Annotated in this window: 15 protein-coding genes; 13 read left to right on the top strand and 2 right to left on the bottom strand. The window is 74.3% G+C overall.

The features are described 5' to 3' along the window. Positions 1–32 precede the first annotated feature (32 nt). From AB0J67_RS23815 to AB0J67_RS23785, 7 genes are all read left to right on the top strand, one after another. Complete coding sequence (locus tag AB0J67_RS23815; protein WP_363485635.1) at positions 33–1,733, top strand: Wzz/FepE/Etk N-terminal domain-containing protein; 1,701 nt, start codon at positions 33–35, stop codon at positions 1,731–1,733. Further along, a complete protein-coding gene (locus AB0J67_RS23810; protein ID WP_363485634.1) occupies positions 1,730–3,262 on the top strand; it encodes a hypothetical protein in 1,533 nt (510 codons plus the stop codon). Before AB0J67_RS23815 ends, AB0J67_RS23810 begins: the two co-directional genes overlap by 4 nt. Positions 3,263–3,337: 75 nt before the next feature. After that, positions 3,338–4,609, top strand: a complete 1,272-nt coding sequence (locus tag AB0J67_RS23805) for a hypothetical protein (RefSeq protein ID WP_363485633.1) — start codon at positions 3,338–3,340, stop codon at positions 4,607–4,609. A gap of 38 nt (positions 4,610–4,647) precedes the next feature. Continuing rightward, positions 4,648–5,520: a sulfotransferase gene (locus AB0J67_RS23800; RefSeq protein ID WP_363485632.1), complete on the top strand. Its 873-nt coding sequence runs from the start codon at positions 4,648–4,650 to the stop codon at positions 5,518–5,520. Beyond that, positions 5,517–7,136, top strand: a complete 1,620-nt coding sequence (locus AB0J67_RS23795; RefSeq protein WP_363485631.1) for a lipopolysaccharide biosynthesis protein — start codon at positions 5,517–5,519, stop codon at positions 7,134–7,136. The genes AB0J67_RS23800 and AB0J67_RS23795 overlap by 4 nt, the downstream gene beginning before the upstream one ends. Before the next feature lie 48 nt (positions 7,137–7,184). After that, positions 7,185–7,937 (top strand): SAM-dependent methyltransferase, encoded by a 753-nt coding sequence (locus tag AB0J67_RS23790; RefSeq protein WP_363485630.1) that lies wholly within the window; start codon positions 7,185–7,187, stop codon positions 7,935–7,937. Positions 7,938–8,007: 70 nt separating this feature from the next. Continuing rightward, positions 8,008–8,961, top strand: a complete 954-nt coding sequence (locus tag AB0J67_RS23785) for a glycosyl hydrolase (protein WP_363485645.1) — start codon at positions 8,008–8,010, stop codon at positions 8,959–8,961. 124 nt (positions 8,962–9,085) lie between these two features. Here the strand turns inward: AB0J67_RS23785 and AB0J67_RS23780 are convergent, their stop codons facing one another. Next, entirely contained in the window at positions 9,086–9,676 is a 591-nt protein-coding gene (locus AB0J67_RS23780; RefSeq protein ID WP_363485629.1) for a Uma2 family endonuclease, read from the bottom strand. A gap of 147 nt (positions 9,677–9,823) precedes the next feature. Further along, complete coding sequence (locus tag AB0J67_RS23775; protein WP_363485628.1) at positions 9,824–10,597, bottom strand: WecB/TagA/CpsF family glycosyltransferase; 774 nt, start codon at positions 10,595–10,597, stop codon at positions 9,824–9,826. Between the two features lie 119 nt (positions 10,598–10,716). On the opposite strand from AB0J67_RS23775, the gene AB0J67_RS23770 reads away from it, so the two are divergent. The 6 genes from AB0J67_RS23770 to AB0J67_RS23745 all read left to right on the top strand — a co-directional run bounded on the left by AB0J67_RS23770 (position 10,717) and on the right by AB0J67_RS23745 (position 16,995). Further along, a complete protein-coding gene (locus AB0J67_RS23770; RefSeq protein ID WP_363485627.1) occupies positions 10,717–11,679 on the top strand; it encodes a sulfotransferase in 963 nt (320 codons plus the stop codon). Further along, entirely contained in the window at positions 11,676–12,719 is a 1,044-nt protein-coding gene (locus AB0J67_RS23765; protein WP_363485626.1) for a glycosyltransferase, read from the top strand. Before AB0J67_RS23770 ends, AB0J67_RS23765 begins: the two co-directional genes overlap by 4 nt. A 220-nt stretch (positions 12,720–12,939) precedes the next feature. Next, positions 12,940–13,695, top strand: a complete 756-nt coding sequence (locus AB0J67_RS23760; protein WP_363485625.1) for a DeoR/GlpR family DNA-binding transcription regulator — start codon at positions 12,940–12,942, stop codon at positions 13,693–13,695. Then, positions 13,692–14,720, top strand: a complete 1,029-nt coding sequence (gene galT / locus AB0J67_RS23755; RefSeq protein WP_363485624.1) for a galactose-1-phosphate uridylyltransferase — start codon at positions 13,692–13,694, stop codon at positions 14,718–14,720. The genes AB0J67_RS23760 and galT overlap by 4 nt, the downstream gene beginning before the upstream one ends. Before the next feature lie 10 nt (positions 14,721–14,730). Continuing rightward, positions 14,731–15,669 (top strand): alpha/beta fold hydrolase, encoded by a 939-nt coding sequence (locus AB0J67_RS23750; protein ID WP_363485623.1) that lies wholly within the window; start codon positions 14,731–14,733, stop codon positions 15,667–15,669. A 60-nt stretch (positions 15,670–15,729) separates the two neighbouring features. Continuing rightward, positions 15,730–16,995 carry a hypothetical protein gene (locus AB0J67_RS23745; RefSeq protein WP_363485622.1) on the top strand — a complete coding sequence of 422 codons (1,266 nt, stop codon included), beginning with the start codon at positions 15,730–15,732 and terminating at the stop codon, positions 16,993–16,995. Positions 16,996–17,288: the final 293 nt, after the last annotated feature.

The following is a 17,288-nucleotide window of genomic DNA, read 5'->3' as shown; positions in this document are numbered from 1 at the left end:
GGACGCATAACGCCGGAGAAGGGCCACACGCAGTGGACGCGAACTACGCCGGGCCACCCCCCTCGACGTACGACATCTCGGACTACCTGGGCTTGATCGCCCGGCACTGGTGGATCGCCCTGCTGCTGACGCTGGCGGGCACGGCCGCCGGCGCCGCCTACAACGAGTCGCTGCCGCGCGAGTACGTCTCGACGGCCTCGGTGCTGGTGCGCCCGGCCGGGCTGGACGCGAACGTGGCCGGCGGGCGTACCCGGGACGAGATCAACCTGGACACCGAGGCGCAGCTCATGCGCTCGACCGCGGTGGTCGAGGGCGCGGCCAAGCTGCTGGAGCGCACCGACGTGGACACGCTGACCGGCGCGGTGTCGGTGGAGGTGCCGCCCAACACCGCCGTCCTCCAGATCAAGTACGCCGCCACGACGGCCGAGGAGGCGCAGGCGGGCGCGCACGCGTTCGCGCGGTCCTACCTGACCAACCGCGAGGGCAACGCCAAGGCCGAGCTGAACCGCCAGGCGGCGGCGCTGCGCGACAAGATCAAGGACCTCACCGAGGATCTGACGAAGATCAACGGCAAGCTCTCCGACGCCAACCCGAAGAGCTCGAACTACGCCACCCTGGACAGCCAGCGCGACACCACGGTCACCCAGATCAACCAGCTCAACAACAAGGTGAACCAGCTCGCCACCGAGACGGTCAGCGCCGGTGCGATCATCCGCGACGCGCGCGTGCCGAGCCGGCCCGTGAAGCCGACCGCCGCGGTCAACTACGCGGCCGGGGCGCTGCTCGGGCTGCTGGCCGGCCTCGGCGTGGCCGCCCTGCGCGAGCGCCTGGACCGGCGCGTACGCGGCAGCCGCGACCTGGTGCGCGATGGCGTCGACGTGCTCGGCGTGGTGCCCGGCAAGGGCCCGGCCGGCACCGAGGTGTTCACCCCGTTCAGCCCCGGCGGGCGCGCCTTCAACCGGCTGCGCAACGAGGTGGTCGCCGCGTTCCGGCCCGGCGAGCAGGTCGTCGTGGTCACCGGCGCGAGCCGCGGCCCGGCCGCGACCCTGGTCGCCGCCAACCTCGCCGCCGCGCTGTCGCGCACCGGGGCCGAGGTCGTCATCATCGGCGCGCAGCTGCCGGACTCGATGACCGAGGCGGCGCCGCTGGCGAAGCTGCTCGGCGTCGCGCCCACCCCGGGCCTGTCCGACGTGCTGGCCGGCCGGGTGAGCCTGGCCGAGGCGACGCAGCGCGCGGCCCGTACGCCGTCGCTGCACGTCATCACGACCGGCGGCACCGCCACCGCGGCCGGGCTGCTGCAGTCGCACGCCCTGCGCGACATCGTCGCCACCCTGCGCGCCCACGCCGACTACCTGGTGGTGGAGGCGCCGTCCACCGCCGCCAGCGCCGACGCGCAGAGCCTGGCCAGCCTCGCCGACGCCGCGATCCTCGCGGTGGAGACCCGCCGCACCCGCCGGCCCGAGGTCGCCGACGCCGCCGAGCAGCTGCGCCGGGTCGGCACCCCGCTGCTCGGCGCGGTGCTGATGCCCAGGCTGCCGCACCGGCCGCGCCGCACCGCCGCCACGGGCGACGCGACGCCCGAGCCGGAGCAGACCGCCGCCCGGCAGGGCGAGGAGGCAGCCGTCGACGGCACCACCAACGGCCACAAGCCGCACGCCGACGAGCAGACGATCATGCTCGCCCCGCTGGACGCCTCGGCCCTGACCGAGCTGGACGAGGCGCACCGCCAGTGACCACGGCCGCCACCGCGGCGGGACGGGCGGTGGTCCCCGGGCCGGCCGGGCGCGCCGACGCGCCGGTCGCGCCGGACCGCGCCACCGTGCCGCCGAGCGGTCCGGGGTCGAACGGTCCGGGGCAGAGCCGTCCGGGGCCGAGCGGTCCCGTCGCCGCCGGCCGGGACCGGCTGCTGCTCGGCCCGGCCTGGCCGCTGACCATGCTGCTCGCGCTCTATCCGCTGTGGTGGGCGCTCGGGCTCGGCGTGCTCATCTTCCCGATCATGGCGGTGCCCATGCTGTGGCAGCTGCGCCGCCGCCACCGGCAGGGCACGCCGGTCCGGCTGCCCCCGGCGTTCTGGCTGTGGCTGGCCTTCTGCGGGGTGGCGGTGGCCGGGTTCGCCGTGCTCGACGTCGATCCGGCGGGCACCGTCGCGGCCACGTTCGCCGAACGCATCACCGCGCCCGCGTACAAGCTCGCCCAGTACGCGGCGCTGACGGTGCTGCTGGTGTACGCGGGCAACCTGTCCCCGGCCGTGCTGTCGCAGCGGCGGCTGGTGAACCTGCTCGGCTGGCTGTTCGTGGTGACCGTGGCGGGCGGGCTGCTGGGCACGTTCGCGGGGCACTTCGAGTTCACCTCGCCGGTGGAGCTGCTGCTGCCCGACGGCGTACGCAGCAAGGGCTTCGTGAAGTCGCTGGTCCACCCGTACGCCGCGCAGATCATGGAGCTGGTCGGCGATCCGGCGCCGCGCCCGGCCGCGCCGTGGGGCTACACCAACACCTGGGGCAACAACTTCTGCCTGCTGGTGGTGTGGTTCGCGGTCGCCGTGTTCGGCTACCCGACCCGGCTGCGGGACCGGGTGCTGGCGGTGGCGGTGCTCGGCCTGTCCGTGGTGCCGGTGGTGCACTCGCTGAACCGGGGCCTGTGGATCGGGCTGGGCGCGGCGGCGGTCTACCTGGCCGTACGCCAGGCGCTGGCCGGGCGGCTGCGCGGCCTGGTGGCGCTGGGCGTGGTGCTGGCGGGGCTGGCCGTGGCGCTGGTGACCACGCCGCTGGGCGGGGTGATCGAGCGGCGCCTGGACAACGGCAAGTCCAACGGGGTGCGCATGTTCCTCACCGAGCGGGCGCTGGAGGGCTTCCGCGAGTCCCCGGTGCTCGGCTTCGGCTCCACCCGCAGCACCCAGGGCGGCCGGCAGTCGATCGCGGTCGGCGAGTCGGCGTCGTGCGAGCGCTGCGGCAACTTCACCGTCGGCGGCAACGGCCAGCTGTGGCAGCTGCTGTTCGCGCACGGCCTGGCGGGCACGCTCGCCTACTTCGGCTTCTTCGGGTACGGGCTGTGGCGGTTCCGCCGCGACCGGTCGGCGATCGGGCTGGCGGCGTCGGCCGCGATCGTGGGCTCGTTCCTCGCGGCGCTCTGGTACAACTCGCTCGTCACGCCGCTGGCCTTCACGTTCCTGGGATATGTGCTGCTGTGGCGCAACTCCCGCTTCCAGAACCCGTCCCGCTCCGTTGAGCCCCTGGGACATAACGGACACCAGCGGAGGAGCTGACGTGCGCGAGGGCATGAGCGAACCCAACACCGGGCTCAGCCGCCGGTCGACCGCGTACTGCGGCGAGGTGGCCGCATGACCGCGGTGGACACGCCCGCGACGCAGGTCGCCACCGGCGACGCGCAGCTGCGCGGGCAGTACCTGCGCGAGGTGCTGGAGCTGCTCTACCCGGGCTGCTCGACGGCCGCACCGGGCCAGGGCCGCAAGGCCCGCAGCGTCGTGGAGTACCTCGCCATCCCCGACGCCCGGCGCTGCAAGCTGCTGGTCCCCACGGCGTCGCGCCGGGTCGCCGCGGCCGCGGTCCGCCGCTTCTCCGAGCCGCAGGGCCGCATCGGCCGGCTCAAGCGCGACGCCGTCGCGATGGCGCTGAGCTCCGGCGCGTGGACCACGCTGGTGCGCGACCGTGTCCGGCTGACCAGCACCGACAGCGGCGGCGAGACGGTCGACCGGTACCTGTCCGAGGCGCTGGGCACGCCGCTGCACGTCAGCATCCACATCGGCCCGGCCCGCGCCAACCGCAAGCCGGTGCTCCAGCTGCTCGACCCGCGCGGGCACACCATCGGCTTCGCCAAGTTCGGCGTCGGCCCGCTCACCCGGCGGCTGGTCCGCGCGGAGGCCGCCGCCCTGTCCGCGCTGTCGCACGTGCGGATGTCCGAGATCGTCGTGCCGAGCATCCTGCACGCCGGGCAGTGGCGCGGCCTGCAGGTGCTGGTGCAGTCCGCGCTGCCGGTCTGGCAGCCGCGCATGCCGCTGTCGCCGGCCCGCCTGCACCGCGCCATGGCCGAGGTCGCCGGGGCGTGCGGGCTGAGCCAGGGCTGGCTGGCCACCAGCCCGTACTGGGCCGACCTGCGCAACCGGCTGTGCCAGCTGGTCGCCGACACCCCGGAGGGGTCCGGCCGGGCCGCGACCGAGGTCGCGCAGCTGTTCGAGGCGGCGCGGGCGCTGGTCGAGCACGCCGCCGAGCTGAACCTGCGCTACGGCACGTGGCACGGCGACTGGGCGCCCTGGAACATGGCCAACGTCGCCGGCGCGCTGCTCGTCTGGGACTGGGAACGGTTCACCCCGGGCGTGCCGCTCGGCTTCGACGCCGTCCACTACGACCTGCAGCGGCAGATCCAGGCCGGGGTGGACGCGCAGACCGCGGTCGAGTCGACCGTACGCCAGGCCGCGGCGCTGCTGGAACCGTTCGAGGTCGCGCCGGGCAGCGCCGAGATCGTCGCGCTGCTCTACCTGGTGGACCTCGCCACGCGCTATCTCAGTGACCGGCAGGCCGAGGCGGGTGCGCGCCTCGGGGTGACCGGCACCTGGCTGCTGCCCGTGCTGATCCGCAAGGTCCGGTCGCTGTAGCCGGGTCCCCCGGCCCACGCCTCACGCATGGAGAGCAAGTGAAGACGTCGAACGTGCCGGAGTCGGTCAAGAAGGTCGTGCACATCGGGTCCCGCTCGGTCGGCTGGATGACCGCGGGTGCGCGCATGCTGCCGTCGTTCCTGATCTGCGGCGGGCAGCGCTGCGGCACGACCTCCCTCTACCGGGCGCTCGCCGCGCACCCCGCGATCCTCAAGGCGGTGCTGCACAAGGGCGTGCACTACTTCGACACCAGCTACCACCGCGGCCGGGCCTGGTATCAGGGGCACTTCCCGCTGCGGCGCACCGCCGCCCGCGTCGAGCGCGAGCTGGGCGTGCCGCCGCAGACGTTCGAGTCCAGCCCGTACTACCTCTACCACCCGCACGCCGGGGCACGGATCGCCCGCGACCTGCCCGAGGTCAAGCTGATCGTGCTGGTGCGCGACCCGGTGGAGCGGGCGTACTCGCAGCACGCGCACGAGGTGGCCCGCGGCTTCGAGACGGTCACCGACTTCGCCCAGGCGCTGGACCTGGAGCCGGCCCGGCTGCGCGGGCAGCGCGAGCGGCTGCTGGCCGACCAGCACGCGTACTCGTTCTCGCACCAGCACCACGGCTACCGCTCGCGCGGCGAGTACGCCGTCTACCTGCGCCGCCTCGCCGCGCAGGTGGGCCGCGACCGGATCCTGGTGGTGGAGAGCGAGCGCTTCTTCGCCGACCCGAAGCCGGTGTACGACACGGTGCTGGCGTTCCTCGGCCTGCCGCACCTGAGCTACCCCGAGTTCGAGCAGCACAACGCCCGGCCCCGCAGCGCGCCGATGCCGGCCCGGCTGCGCGCCGAGCTGACCGCGCACTACGCCCCGCACGACGCCGAACTGGCCGGCTGGCTGGGCCGTACGCCGAGCTGGCGCGCGTGACCGGCCCGCTCGCCCCGCCGGCCGGCCCGCAGGCCACCGCCGCGCCGGTGGTCCCCCCGCAGCCGGGGGCCGCACCGGCCGACCCGGCCGCGGGGATCTCCGGGTTCGCCCGGGGCGGCATCGCGAACCTGGCCGGGGCGGGGCTCGCCGCGCTCGCCGGGGTCGGCGTGACCTGGCTGGTGGCGCGCGGGCTGGGCCCGACGGCGGCGGGTTCGTTCTTCGCCGCCACCTCCGCGTTCGTGCTGGTCGGCGGGATCGCGCGGCTCGGCACGCCGACCGCGATGGTGTACTGGCCGGCCCGGCTGCGGGCGCAGGGCAGGCCCGAGCTGATCGGCCCGTGCCTGCGCAGCGGCCTGATCCCGGTCGCGGTGCTCGGCGTCGCGCTCGGCACGGCGGTGTGGCTGACCGCCGCGCGCTTCGTGCCCGACTACGCCGCCCCGCTGGCCGCGCTGGCCCTGTTCCTGCCGGTGGCGGCGCTGTCGGAGGCGCTGCTGGCGGCCACCCGCGGCTACCGCATGATGCGCCCCACCGTGCTGCTGGAAAAGATCATGCGGCCCGCCACGCAGCTGCTCTGCGTGGGCACCCTGGCCGTGGCCGCGCTGCTGTCCGGCACGGTCGCACCCCCGCCCACCTGGGCACTGGCCTGGGTGCTGCCGTACGTCCCGGTCGCCGCGATCGCCGGGTTCCTGGTCTGGCGCAAGTGGCACCGCGAGCCGACGCTGACCCGCGGCGCCCGGCGCGCCGCCCGGATCGAGGGGCGCCCGGTGGCGCGCGCGTTCTGGCGCTACACCGCGCCGCGCGCGCTGGCCAACGCGGCGCAGACCGCCCTGCAGCGGGTCGACGTGCTCATGGTCGCCGGGCTGGCGGGGCTCGCCCCGGCCGCCGCGTACGCCGTCGCGGGCCGGTTCGTCGTGCTCGGACAGCTCGCCAACGGCTCCATCGCGCAGGTCGTGCAGCCGCGCCTGGCCGAGACGCTGGCCGTCGGCGACCGCGCGGGCGCGCTGCGGCTCTACCAGACCGCCACCGCCTGGCTGGTGCTCATCAGCTGGCCGCTGCACCTGGTCGTCGCCTGCTACGCCGACCTCTACCTGGGACTGTTCGGGCCGTCGTACACCTCCGCCGCCCCGGCGGTGCGGGTGCTGGCCGCGGCGATGCTCATCAGCACCGGTTGCGGGATGGTCGACATGGTGCTGTCCATGGCCGGCCGCACCACCTGGAACCTGATGAACGTCCTGCTGGCGCTGGCCACCATGGTCTGCATCGACCTGCTGACCATCCCCCGCCTCGGCGTGCTGGGCGCGGCGATCGGCCTGGCCGCCGCGGTCGCGGTGAACAACCTGCTGCCGCTGGCGCAGCTGGCCGGCTCGCTGCGGCTGCACCCGTTCGGCCCCGGCACCCGCACCGCGATGGCGCTCGCCGCCACCAGCTTCGGCGTGCTGCCCTGGCTGGTGCGCCTGGTCGTGCCGGGCCAGGCGGTCGGCGCCGGAGCCGCCCTCGTGCTGGCCACCGGGGTGTACCTGGGCGGCCTGCGCCGCTTCCACGACCGGCTGGGCCTGCGGGCCCTGCTCAAGGCCGCCCGGCCGGGCCGCCGGAACAACGTCAAGGCCACTCCGTAGCGGAGCGGTGAGCACCGACAGCACGAAGAGAAAAGGACCAGGAAACGCATGCGCGCCGACTACACCGAGATCTTCCAGGACGAGGCGACGGTCGAGAAATACGAGCACGTCGTGTACGCCCCGGACAGCTACGCCTCGGCGATAAATCGGCGCCAGCGCGCCTACCTGAGGAGGCTCGCGAAACGGGCGTTCCCCTACCGCAGGCCGGTGCAGCACGACTTCGCCTGCGGCACCGGCCGGGCCATCCGCATCCTGCACGGCCTGGTCCGCGGCGCGCACGGTTACGACACGTCGGCCGCGATGCTGGCCAAGGCCGAGGAGGTCGGCGCCTACGCCGACCTGCACCTGGTCGAGGCCGAGGGCGACGTGCCCGACCCCGAGCCCACCGAGGTCCCGGCCCTGGTCACCATCTTCCGGCTGCTGCTCAACGTGGACGCCGAGGTGCGCGAGCGGGCCATCGCGTTCTCCGCGAAGGTGCTGCCCAACTACGACGCCGGGCTGCTGGTGGTGGAGAACCACGGCAACCGGCACTCGCTGCGTCACCTGCGCCACCACCGGCACGCCGGCTCGCCCTGGTTCGCCGAGCTGGACCACACCGAGGTCGCCGAGCTGCTGGACCGGCACGGCTTCACGATCGTCGAGCAGCGCGGCTTCGCCCTGTTCACGCAGGGCTGGTACGGCCGGCGCGGGCTGCGTACCGTCGCCAAGGCCGTCGACGACCTGGTGGCCCGCACCGGCTGGGGCGGCCGCTGGGCCGTGAACGTGCTGTACGTCGCCCGCCGCACCCGGCCCGTCGACTGAGATGTCGGCCGGCCGGCGCAGCGGTGCGGGTCGCCCGCTGCGGATCCTCGCCGGGGTAGCCGCCGTGGCCATGCTCGCCACGTGCGGCTCCCCGCCGCGGGCCGACCGCGGCATCGCGGTGGCGCCCTCCTCTCCCGCCGAGGCCCGCTCCCCGCTCGCCTCCGGCGGGCCCGCCGCCGCACCCGCGACCGGCGCGCTGCTCGGCGCCTGGGTGCGCCCGGAGAGCCTCACCCAGGCCGGGCGGGTCACCGGCGTCGCCGACTTCGAGCGGGACCTGGGCCGCCGGCTCGACGTCGTGCACACGTACCGCAGGCTGCGCGAGGAGTTCGGCACCAGCTCCGACCGGACGTTCCTGGAGTCGGGCGCCACGCTGATGTTCAGCTGGACCGGCGGCCCCAGCGCCGAGGTCGTCCTCGGCGAGCACGACGAGGTGATCCGCGAGCGCGCCCGGCAGGCCCGCGACCTCGGCGTGCCGGTGCTGCTGCGGCTGCGCTGGGAGATGGACCGCCCGAACCTGCTGGCCGAGGTCGGCTCCCCCGACGAGTACGTGGCCGCGTGGCGGCATACCCGCGCGATCTTCGCGGAGGAGGGCGCGCGGAACGTCTCCTGGGTCTGGTGCCCCACCGAGAAGGGTTTCGCCACCGGCCGCGCCCAGGACTTCTACCCCGGCGACGACCAGGTCGACTGGACCTGCGTGGACGTGTACGCCGGCAGCGAGCTGACCCCCGTCGGCGACCTGCTGGAGCCGTTCCTGCACTGGGCCGCCGCCCGCCCCCACCCCATCATGATCGGCGAGTACGGCGTCTCCCGCGCCTGGTCGGCGTCACAGCGCGCCGACTGGCTCCACGACGCCCACCGCGTCTTCCGCGCCAACACCCAGATCAAGGCCGTCCTCTACTTCGAGTCCAACCCCGACCACCGCACCCCCTCCGGCGAGTTCGCCCTCCGCCCCGACCCGGCCCCCCTCGCCGCCTTCCGCACCACCGCCACCGACCCCTGGTTCCACCGCCCCCAACCCCGTTGATCATGAACTTATGGGCGCGTTCGACGGCGTGTCGCCACCCCACCACCGTGATCACCACGCCGGGCGGGGCGGCAGCCGGGGATGGCGGTCGTGAGCCGCGCTGGACGGACGTCGCGCCACACCGTCAGCGGGCGAGCAGGTCCGCGGGGTCGAAGTCGGCGGCGAAGGGCTCGGCCATCTGGAACCGCTGCCCGGACATCGCCCGGGTGACGAGCTGGTACTGCCCGTCGACCAGGCGGCGCAGCTCCACCACGGCGAGATCGCGGGCGGCGTCGAGCTCGACGGTCATGAACCACTCGATGCCCACCTGCGCGCAGGCCGCAGGCTTGTTGATCTGATCCCGGCGACGGCTCGTCGGGCTGATGAACTCGACCGGCATGACACAGTGCTCAGCAGCGGCCCAGGTGCCGCTCTGGGGGCTGTCCAGCACTGTCAGATCGGGCTGAATCCAGCGGTCGAGGGCGCCCATCGTCAGGTTGACCGTGCCGTAGATGTAGTGGCCCGCTTCTCGCGCGCCCTGCCGCAACGCCGCGGCCAGCTCGATCGCGCCGTAGGAGTTGCGCGCGGCCTCGTATGGAGCCATGAACAGTTTCCCGTCCCAGCATTCGTACTTCACCAAGGGAAGTCCTGGGATGGGCAGGTAGCGCTCGGCCACCTCGACGGTCCACATGCCATCAAGATCGATCAACGGATCGAACGGGTGGTCGTTCTCCACGTTCGTCACCTGCTGGTTCGCAAACCTCTCGGCTGTTGCTGTCATGGCGATCCCTCCCCAGGGTCATCACCAGGGTAGTGCCCCCGTACACCGCTGAACAGATTCGCCGGGCAACTTCATCGATGAGGCGTGCGGAGGGCCCCTGGCCTACTTGCGGCGGAGGGCGGCGGTGGTGAGGAGGCGGGCGGCGTAGGGCAGGTCGTGGACGAGGTAGCGGCCGGCCAGGCGGCCGGGCTCCTGAGCCAGGCGGTGCGCCCATTCGAGGCCGCTGCGCTGCATCCAGATGGGCGCGCGGTGCAGCTCGCCGGCGACGAAGCCGACCGCGGCGCCGCAGCCGATGAACCAGGTGAACGGCAGCTCGGCGCGCAGGTCGGAGATGACGCGCTCCTGCTTGGGGAAGCCGAGGCCGACGAAGACGAAGTCCGGCTTGGCCTCGATGACGTCGGTGTACACGCGCGCGCAGGTGTCGGGGTCGAGGTCGAAGCCGAACGGCGGCGCGACCTGGCCCGCGATGCGCAGCCCGGGGCAGCCCGCGGCCAGCACGGAGGCGGCCTTGACCGCGCCGTCCATGCCGGTCTCGTCGGCGGGCGAGCCGCCGAGCAGGTAGATGGAGCGGTTGGCGCGGCCCAGCGCGGCGCTCAGGGTCCAGATGAGACCGGAGCCGGTCACCCGTTCGGGCAGCGGCGTGCGGGCCAGCCTGCTGGCCCAGACCAGCGGCATGCCGTCGGCGACGACCAGGCTGGCGTCCTCCAGGAAGCCGCGCACCTCGGCGGCGCGGACGCCTCGGCCGGCGGCCAGGCGCATGATGTCGACGTTCGGGGTCAGGATGCGGCCGCCCTCGCCGCGTTCGAGCGCGGCCAGCACTCTGTCGGCCACCGTCTCCTCGGTGACCGCGTCGAACCAGGTGCCGGCGAGGCGCACCCTTCGGCCATAGACAGTCCCCGTAAAAGCCACGAAATCAGACAATACAGACCATCAACGCTGTTCGGTCGTTATACCGCACGAGGCGCGTCACGCCGTGGCGCAGCAGTGGGGGACGTATGACTACCAGGGTTCTTTTCGTCGGTGGACTCGGCCGCAGCGGCACGACCCTGATCGAGCGGGTGCTCGGCGAGCTGCCCGGCGTCTGCGCCCTGGGCGAGATCGTGCACCTGTGGCAGCGGGACCTGCGCGACGACGAGCGCTGCGGCTGCGGCGAGCGGTTCAGCCGCTGCGGCTTCTGGCAGCGTGTCGGCGTCGCCGCCTTCGGCGGCTGGCACCGGGTCGACGTGCACCGCATCCTGGCCCTGCGCGACCTGGTCGAGCGCACCCGGCACATCCCCCGGCTGGCCGGCTCGCAGCGGCCAGCCAGGGACTTCACCGCGCTGGTCAGCGAGTACGCCGGCTACTACGCGAAGATCTACGCGGCGGCGGCCGAGGTCGCCGGGGCGCGCGTCGTGATCGACTCGTCCAAGCACAGCGCGCTGGCGCACTGCCTGCGCTGGTCGGACGAGGTCGACCTGCGCGTGCTGCACGTGGTGCGCGACGCGCGCGGCGTGGCGTACTCCTGGACCAAGACGGTGGCCCGGCCCGAGACGGACGGCACCGAGGAGATGACCCGCTACGCCCCGACCCGCAGCGCGCTGCTGTGGAACGCGCACAACGCCGCGTTCGGGCTGCTGCGCCGGCGCGGCGTCGCGGTGCGGCGGGTGCGCTACGAGGAGTTCCTCGACCGGCCGCGCGACACGGTGCGCCGGATCGCCGCCTTCATCGGCATGGACCCGTCCGTGATGGACCTGGACTTCCTGCACGACGACGCCGTCGAGCTGTCCCGCGGCCACAGCGCCGCGGGCAACCCGATGCGCTTCACGGTCGGGCGCATCGACCTGCGCCGCGACGACGCCTGGCGCCGGCAGCTGCCGCCGCGCCAGCGCGCCCTGGTCGGGGCCGTCTGCGCGCCGCTGCTGCGGGCGTACGGGTACCCGTTGAGCAGTTCCGCAGAGATCGTGGGAGCGCACCGATGAAGCCCAAGCCCAACACCGGCCGGTTCGACGGCAGCCGGGGCGCCCGCCCCGCCACCCACCCGGCCGCGCCCGCCGGCCCGACCGGCGCCGTCGCGACCGCGCAGGCGCCGCCGGCCGGTTCGCGGGACTGGCCCGCGGTGGGCGTGGTCATCCCCACCCGCAACCGCCCGGAGCTGCTGCGCAAGGCCCTCGACGCGGTACGCGCGCAGGACTACCCCGGCCCGCTGCGCGTGATCGTGGTGTTCGACCAGGCCGAGCCGGACGCCGCGCTCGCCGTCACCGACGACCGGCCGGTGCTGGTGCTGTCGAACTGGCGCCAGGTAGGGCTGGCCGGGGCCCGCAACACCGGCATCACGGCGCTGGACACCGAGCTGGTGGCGTTCTGCGACGACGACGACAGCTGGCACCCGGCGAAGCTGCGCCGCCAGGTCGACGCGCTGGTGCGGGAGCCGGGCGCGCAGTTCGCGACGTGTGCGGTCGAGGTGGAGTTCGAGGGCGTCGTGCACGCGCGCCTGGCCGGGACGGACACGGTGACCGTGGACCACTTGGCCCGCTCCCGGATGTCGATGCTGCACTCGTCGGGCTTCGTCGCCCGGCGCGAGGCACTGCTGGCCGGCGGCGCGATCGGCCCGGTCTCCGAGGACGCCCCCGGCAGCCAGAACGAGGACTGGGACCTGCTGCTGAGGGCCGCCCGCCGGCACCCGATCGTGCACGTCGACGAGCCGCTGGTGCGGGTGCTCTGGGGGCGCAGCAGCTTCTACGCGTACGAGTACACGACGAAGATCTCGTCGCTGCGCTGGATGATGGCCCGCCACCCGGAGATCTCCGGCTGCCGGCCGGGCGCGGCGCGGGTCTACGGCCAGCTCGCGTGCTGGTCGGCGGCGGCCGGGGACCGGCGGCAGGCGTGGCGCTGGACCCGGGAGAGCGTGCGCAACAACTGGCGCGAGCCGCGCGCCGCCATCGCGCTGGCCGCCCTCACCGGCGCGGTGAAGGTCGAGACCGTCCTCACCGCCCTGCACCGCCGCGGCCACGGCATCTGAGCCTGCCCGCGCACCCCGACCCGCGCCCCTGCCGCACCGGCGGGGGCGCGCCCGTTTCCGCTCCACGCGCGCCCCCTTCCCGCCAGCACGCGCCCGTTCTGCCATCGGGGCCGGCGCAGCGGCCGGGCAGGAGTGCGTCGCCGCATTGCCGGTGAGCGTCCGCGTACGATACGGTGTTGACTCTTGTTGGATTTCGGTGAGTTCTCGGAGGTGAGGTCCGATGCTCGCGCCGCAGCGACAGCAGGCGATCCTGGCCCAGGTGCGCCGCGCCGGCGGGGTGCGCGTGGCCGACCTCGTCGCCGAGCTGGGCGTCTCCGACATGACCATCCGCCGGGACCTGGAGGTGCTCGCCGAGCGCGGCCTGGTGATCAAGGTGCACGGCGGGGCGACCGCGCCGGCGTCCGGCGTCGCCGACGAGCCCGGCTTCGCCGCCAAGGCCGAGCGCCAGCGTACGGAGAAGGCCCGGCTCGCCGAAGCGGCCGCCGCGCACGTGAACCCGGGCAGCGCCGTCGCGCTCTCCGCCGGGACCACCACCGTGCGGCTGGCCCAGCGCCTGGTCGAGGTGCCCGGCCTGACCGTGGTCACCAACTCCATCCCCGTCGCCGACGTCTTCTACCGCTCGGGGCGGCCGGACCAGACCGTCGTGCTCACCGGCGGCACGCGCACCCCGTCCGACGCGCTGGTGGGCCCGATCGCCGTCGCGTCGCTGCGCGACCTGCACGTGGACCAGCTCTTCCTCGGCGTGCACGGGCTCAGCGTGGACGCCGGCCTGACCACGCCGAACCTGCTCGAGGCCGAGACGAACCGGGCGCTCATCGCCGCCACCCGCCGCCTGGTGGTGCTGGCCGACCACACCAAGTGGGACACGCTCGGCATCGCCTCCATCTGCCCGCTCAGCGCCGTCGATCTGCTGATCACCGACACCGAGCCGCCCGTCGACGTCAGCGAGTACACCGCTGTGGAGATGACCTCATGAAGCGCACCACCACGACCCTGGCCGACGGCCGCGAGCTGATCTACTTCGACGAGCACGACGACGCGGTACGCGCCACCGTCGACGAGCGCGAGCTGCCCCCGCCGCCCCCGCCCGCGCAGCTGCGCTTCGACCCGCTCACCGAGGAGTGGGTCGCGATCGCCGCGCACCGCCAGACCCGCACGTTCCTGCCGCCCGCGGCGGAGTGCCCGCTGTGCCCCTCGAAGCCGGAGTTCCGCAGCGAGGTGCCCGCCGACGACTACGACGTGGTGGTGTTCGAGAACCGGTTCCCCTCGTTCTCCGGCGACAGCGGGCGCTGCGAGGTGGTCGTCTTCTCGCCGCAGCACGACGCCTCGTTCCGGGACCTGCCCGTGTCGCGGGTGCGCACCGTGCTGGACGCGTTCGCCGACCGCACGGCTGAGCTGTCCGCGCTGCCCGGCGTCGAGCAGGTCTTCTGCTTCGAGAACCGGGGCGTCGAGATCGGCGTGACGCTGCACCACCCGCACGGCCAGATCTACGCGTACCCGTACGTCACCCCGGTCACCCGTCGCTACCTCGACGCGGCCCGCAGGCACCGGGAGCAGGGCGGCGGCAACCTCTACGCCGAGCTGCTCGCCGGGGAGCGCGCGTCGGGCGAACGGGTGGTCGCCGCCAACGAGCACTGGACCGCGTTCGTGCCGTACGCGGCGCGCTGGCCGTACGAGATCCATCTCGCCCCGCACCGGCAGGTGCCGGACCTGGCCGCGCTCACCGACGACGAGCTGGACGCCTGCGCGCCGCTGTGGTCGGAGCTGACCCGGCGCCTGGACGGGCTGTTCGGCCTGGACATGCCGTACATCGCCGGCTGGCACCAGGCCCCGGTGCGCGACGGCCGCGACCTCGGATACCTGCACCTGCGGCTGATCAGCTCGCGCCGGGCGCCGGGCAAGCTGAAGTACCTGGCCGGGTCGGAGTCGGCGATGGGCGCGTGGGTCAACGACATCGCGCCGGAGCAGGCGGCTGCTGCGCTGCGGGCGGTTTCCCTCTAAGTTCGTACATGTGAACGAGGACGAGGTCGTCGCGGTAGAGGTCGAACCCGGCGTCGTGCTGCGCCTGCGCCACCGGCCCGCCGCCTCGGCAGCCGACGGTCCGCACGGCGAACAGGGAGGCGTGCCTCGGCGGGTCCCACCCGCCGCGCCGGAGGGCTCGCCGGCTGACGCGCCCCGGGTCGGGCAGCCCGCCTCGGCGAGGCCGTTTCTGCTGGTCCACGGGCTGTCGTCGAACGCGCGGCTGTGGGACGAGGTCGCCGCCGCGCTTGCCGCGGCCGGGCACCCGAGCTGGGCGGTGGACCTGCGCGGGCACGGCGAGTCGGACGCGCCGGAGTCCGGGTACGACACCGCGACCGCCGCCGCCGACCTGGCCGCGGTGATCGGCGCGCTCGGCCTGCACCGGCCGGTCGTGGTGGGCCAGTCCTGGGGCGGCAACGTCGTGGTGCGGCTGGCCGCCAAGCATCCGGAGCTGCCCGGTGCCATCGGGCTCGTCGACGGCGGCTGGATCGACCTGTGCGGCCGGTTCCCCGACTGGGAGACCTGCGAGCGGGTGCTGCGCCCGCAGGACATCGACGGCCGGCCCGCCGAGACGATGCGCCAGTGGCTCGCCTCGGCGCATGCCGACTGGTCGGCGACGGCGCGCGAGGCGACGTTGGCCAACATGCGCGTACGCCCCGACGGCACCATGGAGCGGCGCCTGACGATCCCGCGCCACCTGGCGATCCTGCGCTCGATGTGGGACGACCCGCCCGGCCCCGACCTGCCCCTGATCGCCGTGCCGGCGCTGCTGCTGCCCGCCGCCGGCCCGGACGAGGAACGGGCCGAGCCGGTGCACCGGGCCGCCGCGGCGCTGCCCGGCGCGACCGTGCGCTGGTATCCCGGCAGCGACCACGACCTGCACGCCCAGCACCCCGACCTGCTCGCCGCCGACCTGCTCACGCTGGTCTAGGCAGGCTGTCCCCCTGGTGAACCCTGCCCACGCCGCCGACCGGCGCAGCGAGGAGAACGTATGACCAAGTTGTTGGTGATCATGGGCTCCGGCGAGACCACCCCCACCATGATCAAGCCGCACCGGCAGTTCTTCGCCACGCTGCCGGACGACGCTCCGGCCGCCCTGCTGGACACGCCGTACGGGTTCCAGCTCAACGCCGACGAGATCAGCGCGCGAGCGGTCGGCTACTTCGCGCAGAGCGTCGGGCGCGCCGTCGACGTCGTCTCCTGGCGCCAGGCTCCCCCACCCGGCCTGGAGCGCGAGCGGGCGCTGGCCGCGCTGCGCGGCGCGAAGTGGATCTTCGCGGGGCCGGGCTCGCCGACGTACGCCCTGCGCCAGTGGCGCGACACCGAGCTGCCCACCCTGCTCACCCAGGCCGACGTGCTCGTCTTCGCCAGCGCCGCCGCACTCACCCTGGGCTCGCACACCATCCCCGTGTACGAGATCTACAAGGCCGGCACCGACCCGCGATGGGCCCCCGGGCTCGACCTGTTCCACCAGCTCACCGGCGTGCCCGCGGTCGTCGTCCCGCACTACGACAACGCCGAGGGCGGCCACCACGACACCCGCTTCTGCTACCTCGGCGAGCCCCGCCTGGCCCGCCTCGAACGCGAGCTGCCCGACGGCACGCTCATCGTCGGCGTCGACGAGCACACCGCCCTCGTCTGCGACCTGGTCGCCCGCACCGCCACCGTCCTCGGCAACGGCACCCTCACCCTGCGCCGCGCCGGCCGCAGCACCGTCTACCCCACCGGCACCGTCCTCCCGCTCCCCTTCGAGGAGGGGGACGGCACCTTCCTGACGCACGGCGTAGCCGACAACCCCGGGGCGCCCCGTCCCGCGGCGGGCGGCGGTGCCGGGAGCAGCACGATCGTCACTCCGGGCGGGCCGGTCGTCGCGGCGTCGTTGCGGGAGGCGGCCGACGAGGCCGAGGCGCGGTTCTCCGGCGCCCTGGCCGAGCGGGACGTGGACGGCTGCGTCACCGCGGTGCTCGACCTGGAGCAGGCCATCGGGGACTGGGGCGCCGACACGCTCACCTCGGACTCCGGCGAGCACGCGCACGGCCTGCTGCGCGGGATGATCGTGCGGCTCGGTGCGCTGGCGGGCACGGCCGACCCGACAGCGCTGCTCACCCCCCTGGTGGAGGCGCTGGTGGCACAGCGGGAGGAGGCTCGCGCGCAGCGCGACTGGGCGGGCGCCGACCGGGTCCGCGACGCGCTCGCCGCCGCCGGGATCGAGCTCCGCGACACCCCCGACGGCCCGCTCTGGCTCCGCCACCCCTGACCGCCACCGCCCTCGGCAGCGCCACCGCCCTTCGCCGACGCTCCCCGGCCGGGCCGCGAGTCATGATCGGGGGTTGGTGCCGAAAGGTGAAGCCGTGATCCACGTTTCGACACCAACCCGCGATCATGACCACCCGCGACCCAGGGCCGCCCCCGACCCAGGGCCGCCCGCGGTCAGGGCCGCCCAAGGCCTGGGCCGACGACGACAGAGCCGGCCCGCGTCCAGGACGCGTGCCCGGCCGCCCTGCTCGGCCGGGTGAGCAGCGTCGGCCTGATGGTCACCTGGGGTGCCCA

It is taken from the genome of Catellatospora sp. NPDC049609, from assembly GCF_040675365.1.
Classification (GTDB): Bacteria; Actinomycetota; Actinomycetes; order Mycobacteriales; family Micromonosporaceae; genus Catellatospora.
Note: the sequence above shows the minus strand (reverse complement) of the source record. Positions and strands in the feature narration are given on the sequence as shown.

What these genes read in the sequence shown, in the direction of transcription:
- AB0J67_RS23805 (WP_363485633.1), top strand. Translation starts at nt 3,338, where the DNA reads ATGACCGCGGTGGACACGCCCGCGACGCAGGTCGCCACCGGCGACGCG.
- AB0J67_RS23790 (WP_363485630.1), top strand. Translation starts at nt 7,185, where the DNA reads ATGCGCGCCGACTACACCGAGATCTTCCAGGACGAGGCGACGGTCGAG.
- AB0J67_RS23785 (WP_363485645.1), top strand. Translation starts at nt 8,008, where the DNA reads ATGCTCGCCACGTGCGGCTCCCCGCCGCGGGCCGACCGCGGCATCGCG.
- AB0J67_RS23770 (WP_363485627.1), top strand. Translation starts at nt 10,717, where the DNA reads ATGACTACCAGGGTTCTTTTCGTCGGTGGACTCGGCCGCAGCGGCACG.
- AB0J67_RS23765 (WP_363485626.1), top strand. Translation starts at nt 11,676, where the DNA reads ATGAAGCCCAAGCCCAACACCGGCCGGTTCGACGGCAGCCGGGGCGCC.
- AB0J67_RS23760 (WP_363485625.1), top strand. Translation starts at nt 12,940, where the DNA reads ATGCTCGCGCCGCAGCGACAGCAGGCGATCCTGGCCCAGGTGCGCCGC.
- galT (WP_363485624.1), top strand. Translation starts at nt 13,692, where the DNA reads ATGAAGCGCACCACCACGACCCTGGCCGACGGCCGCGAGCTGATCTAC.
- AB0J67_RS23745 (WP_363485622.1), top strand. Translation starts at nt 15,730, where the DNA reads ATGACCAAGTTGTTGGTGATCATGGGCTCCGGCGAGACCACCCCCACC.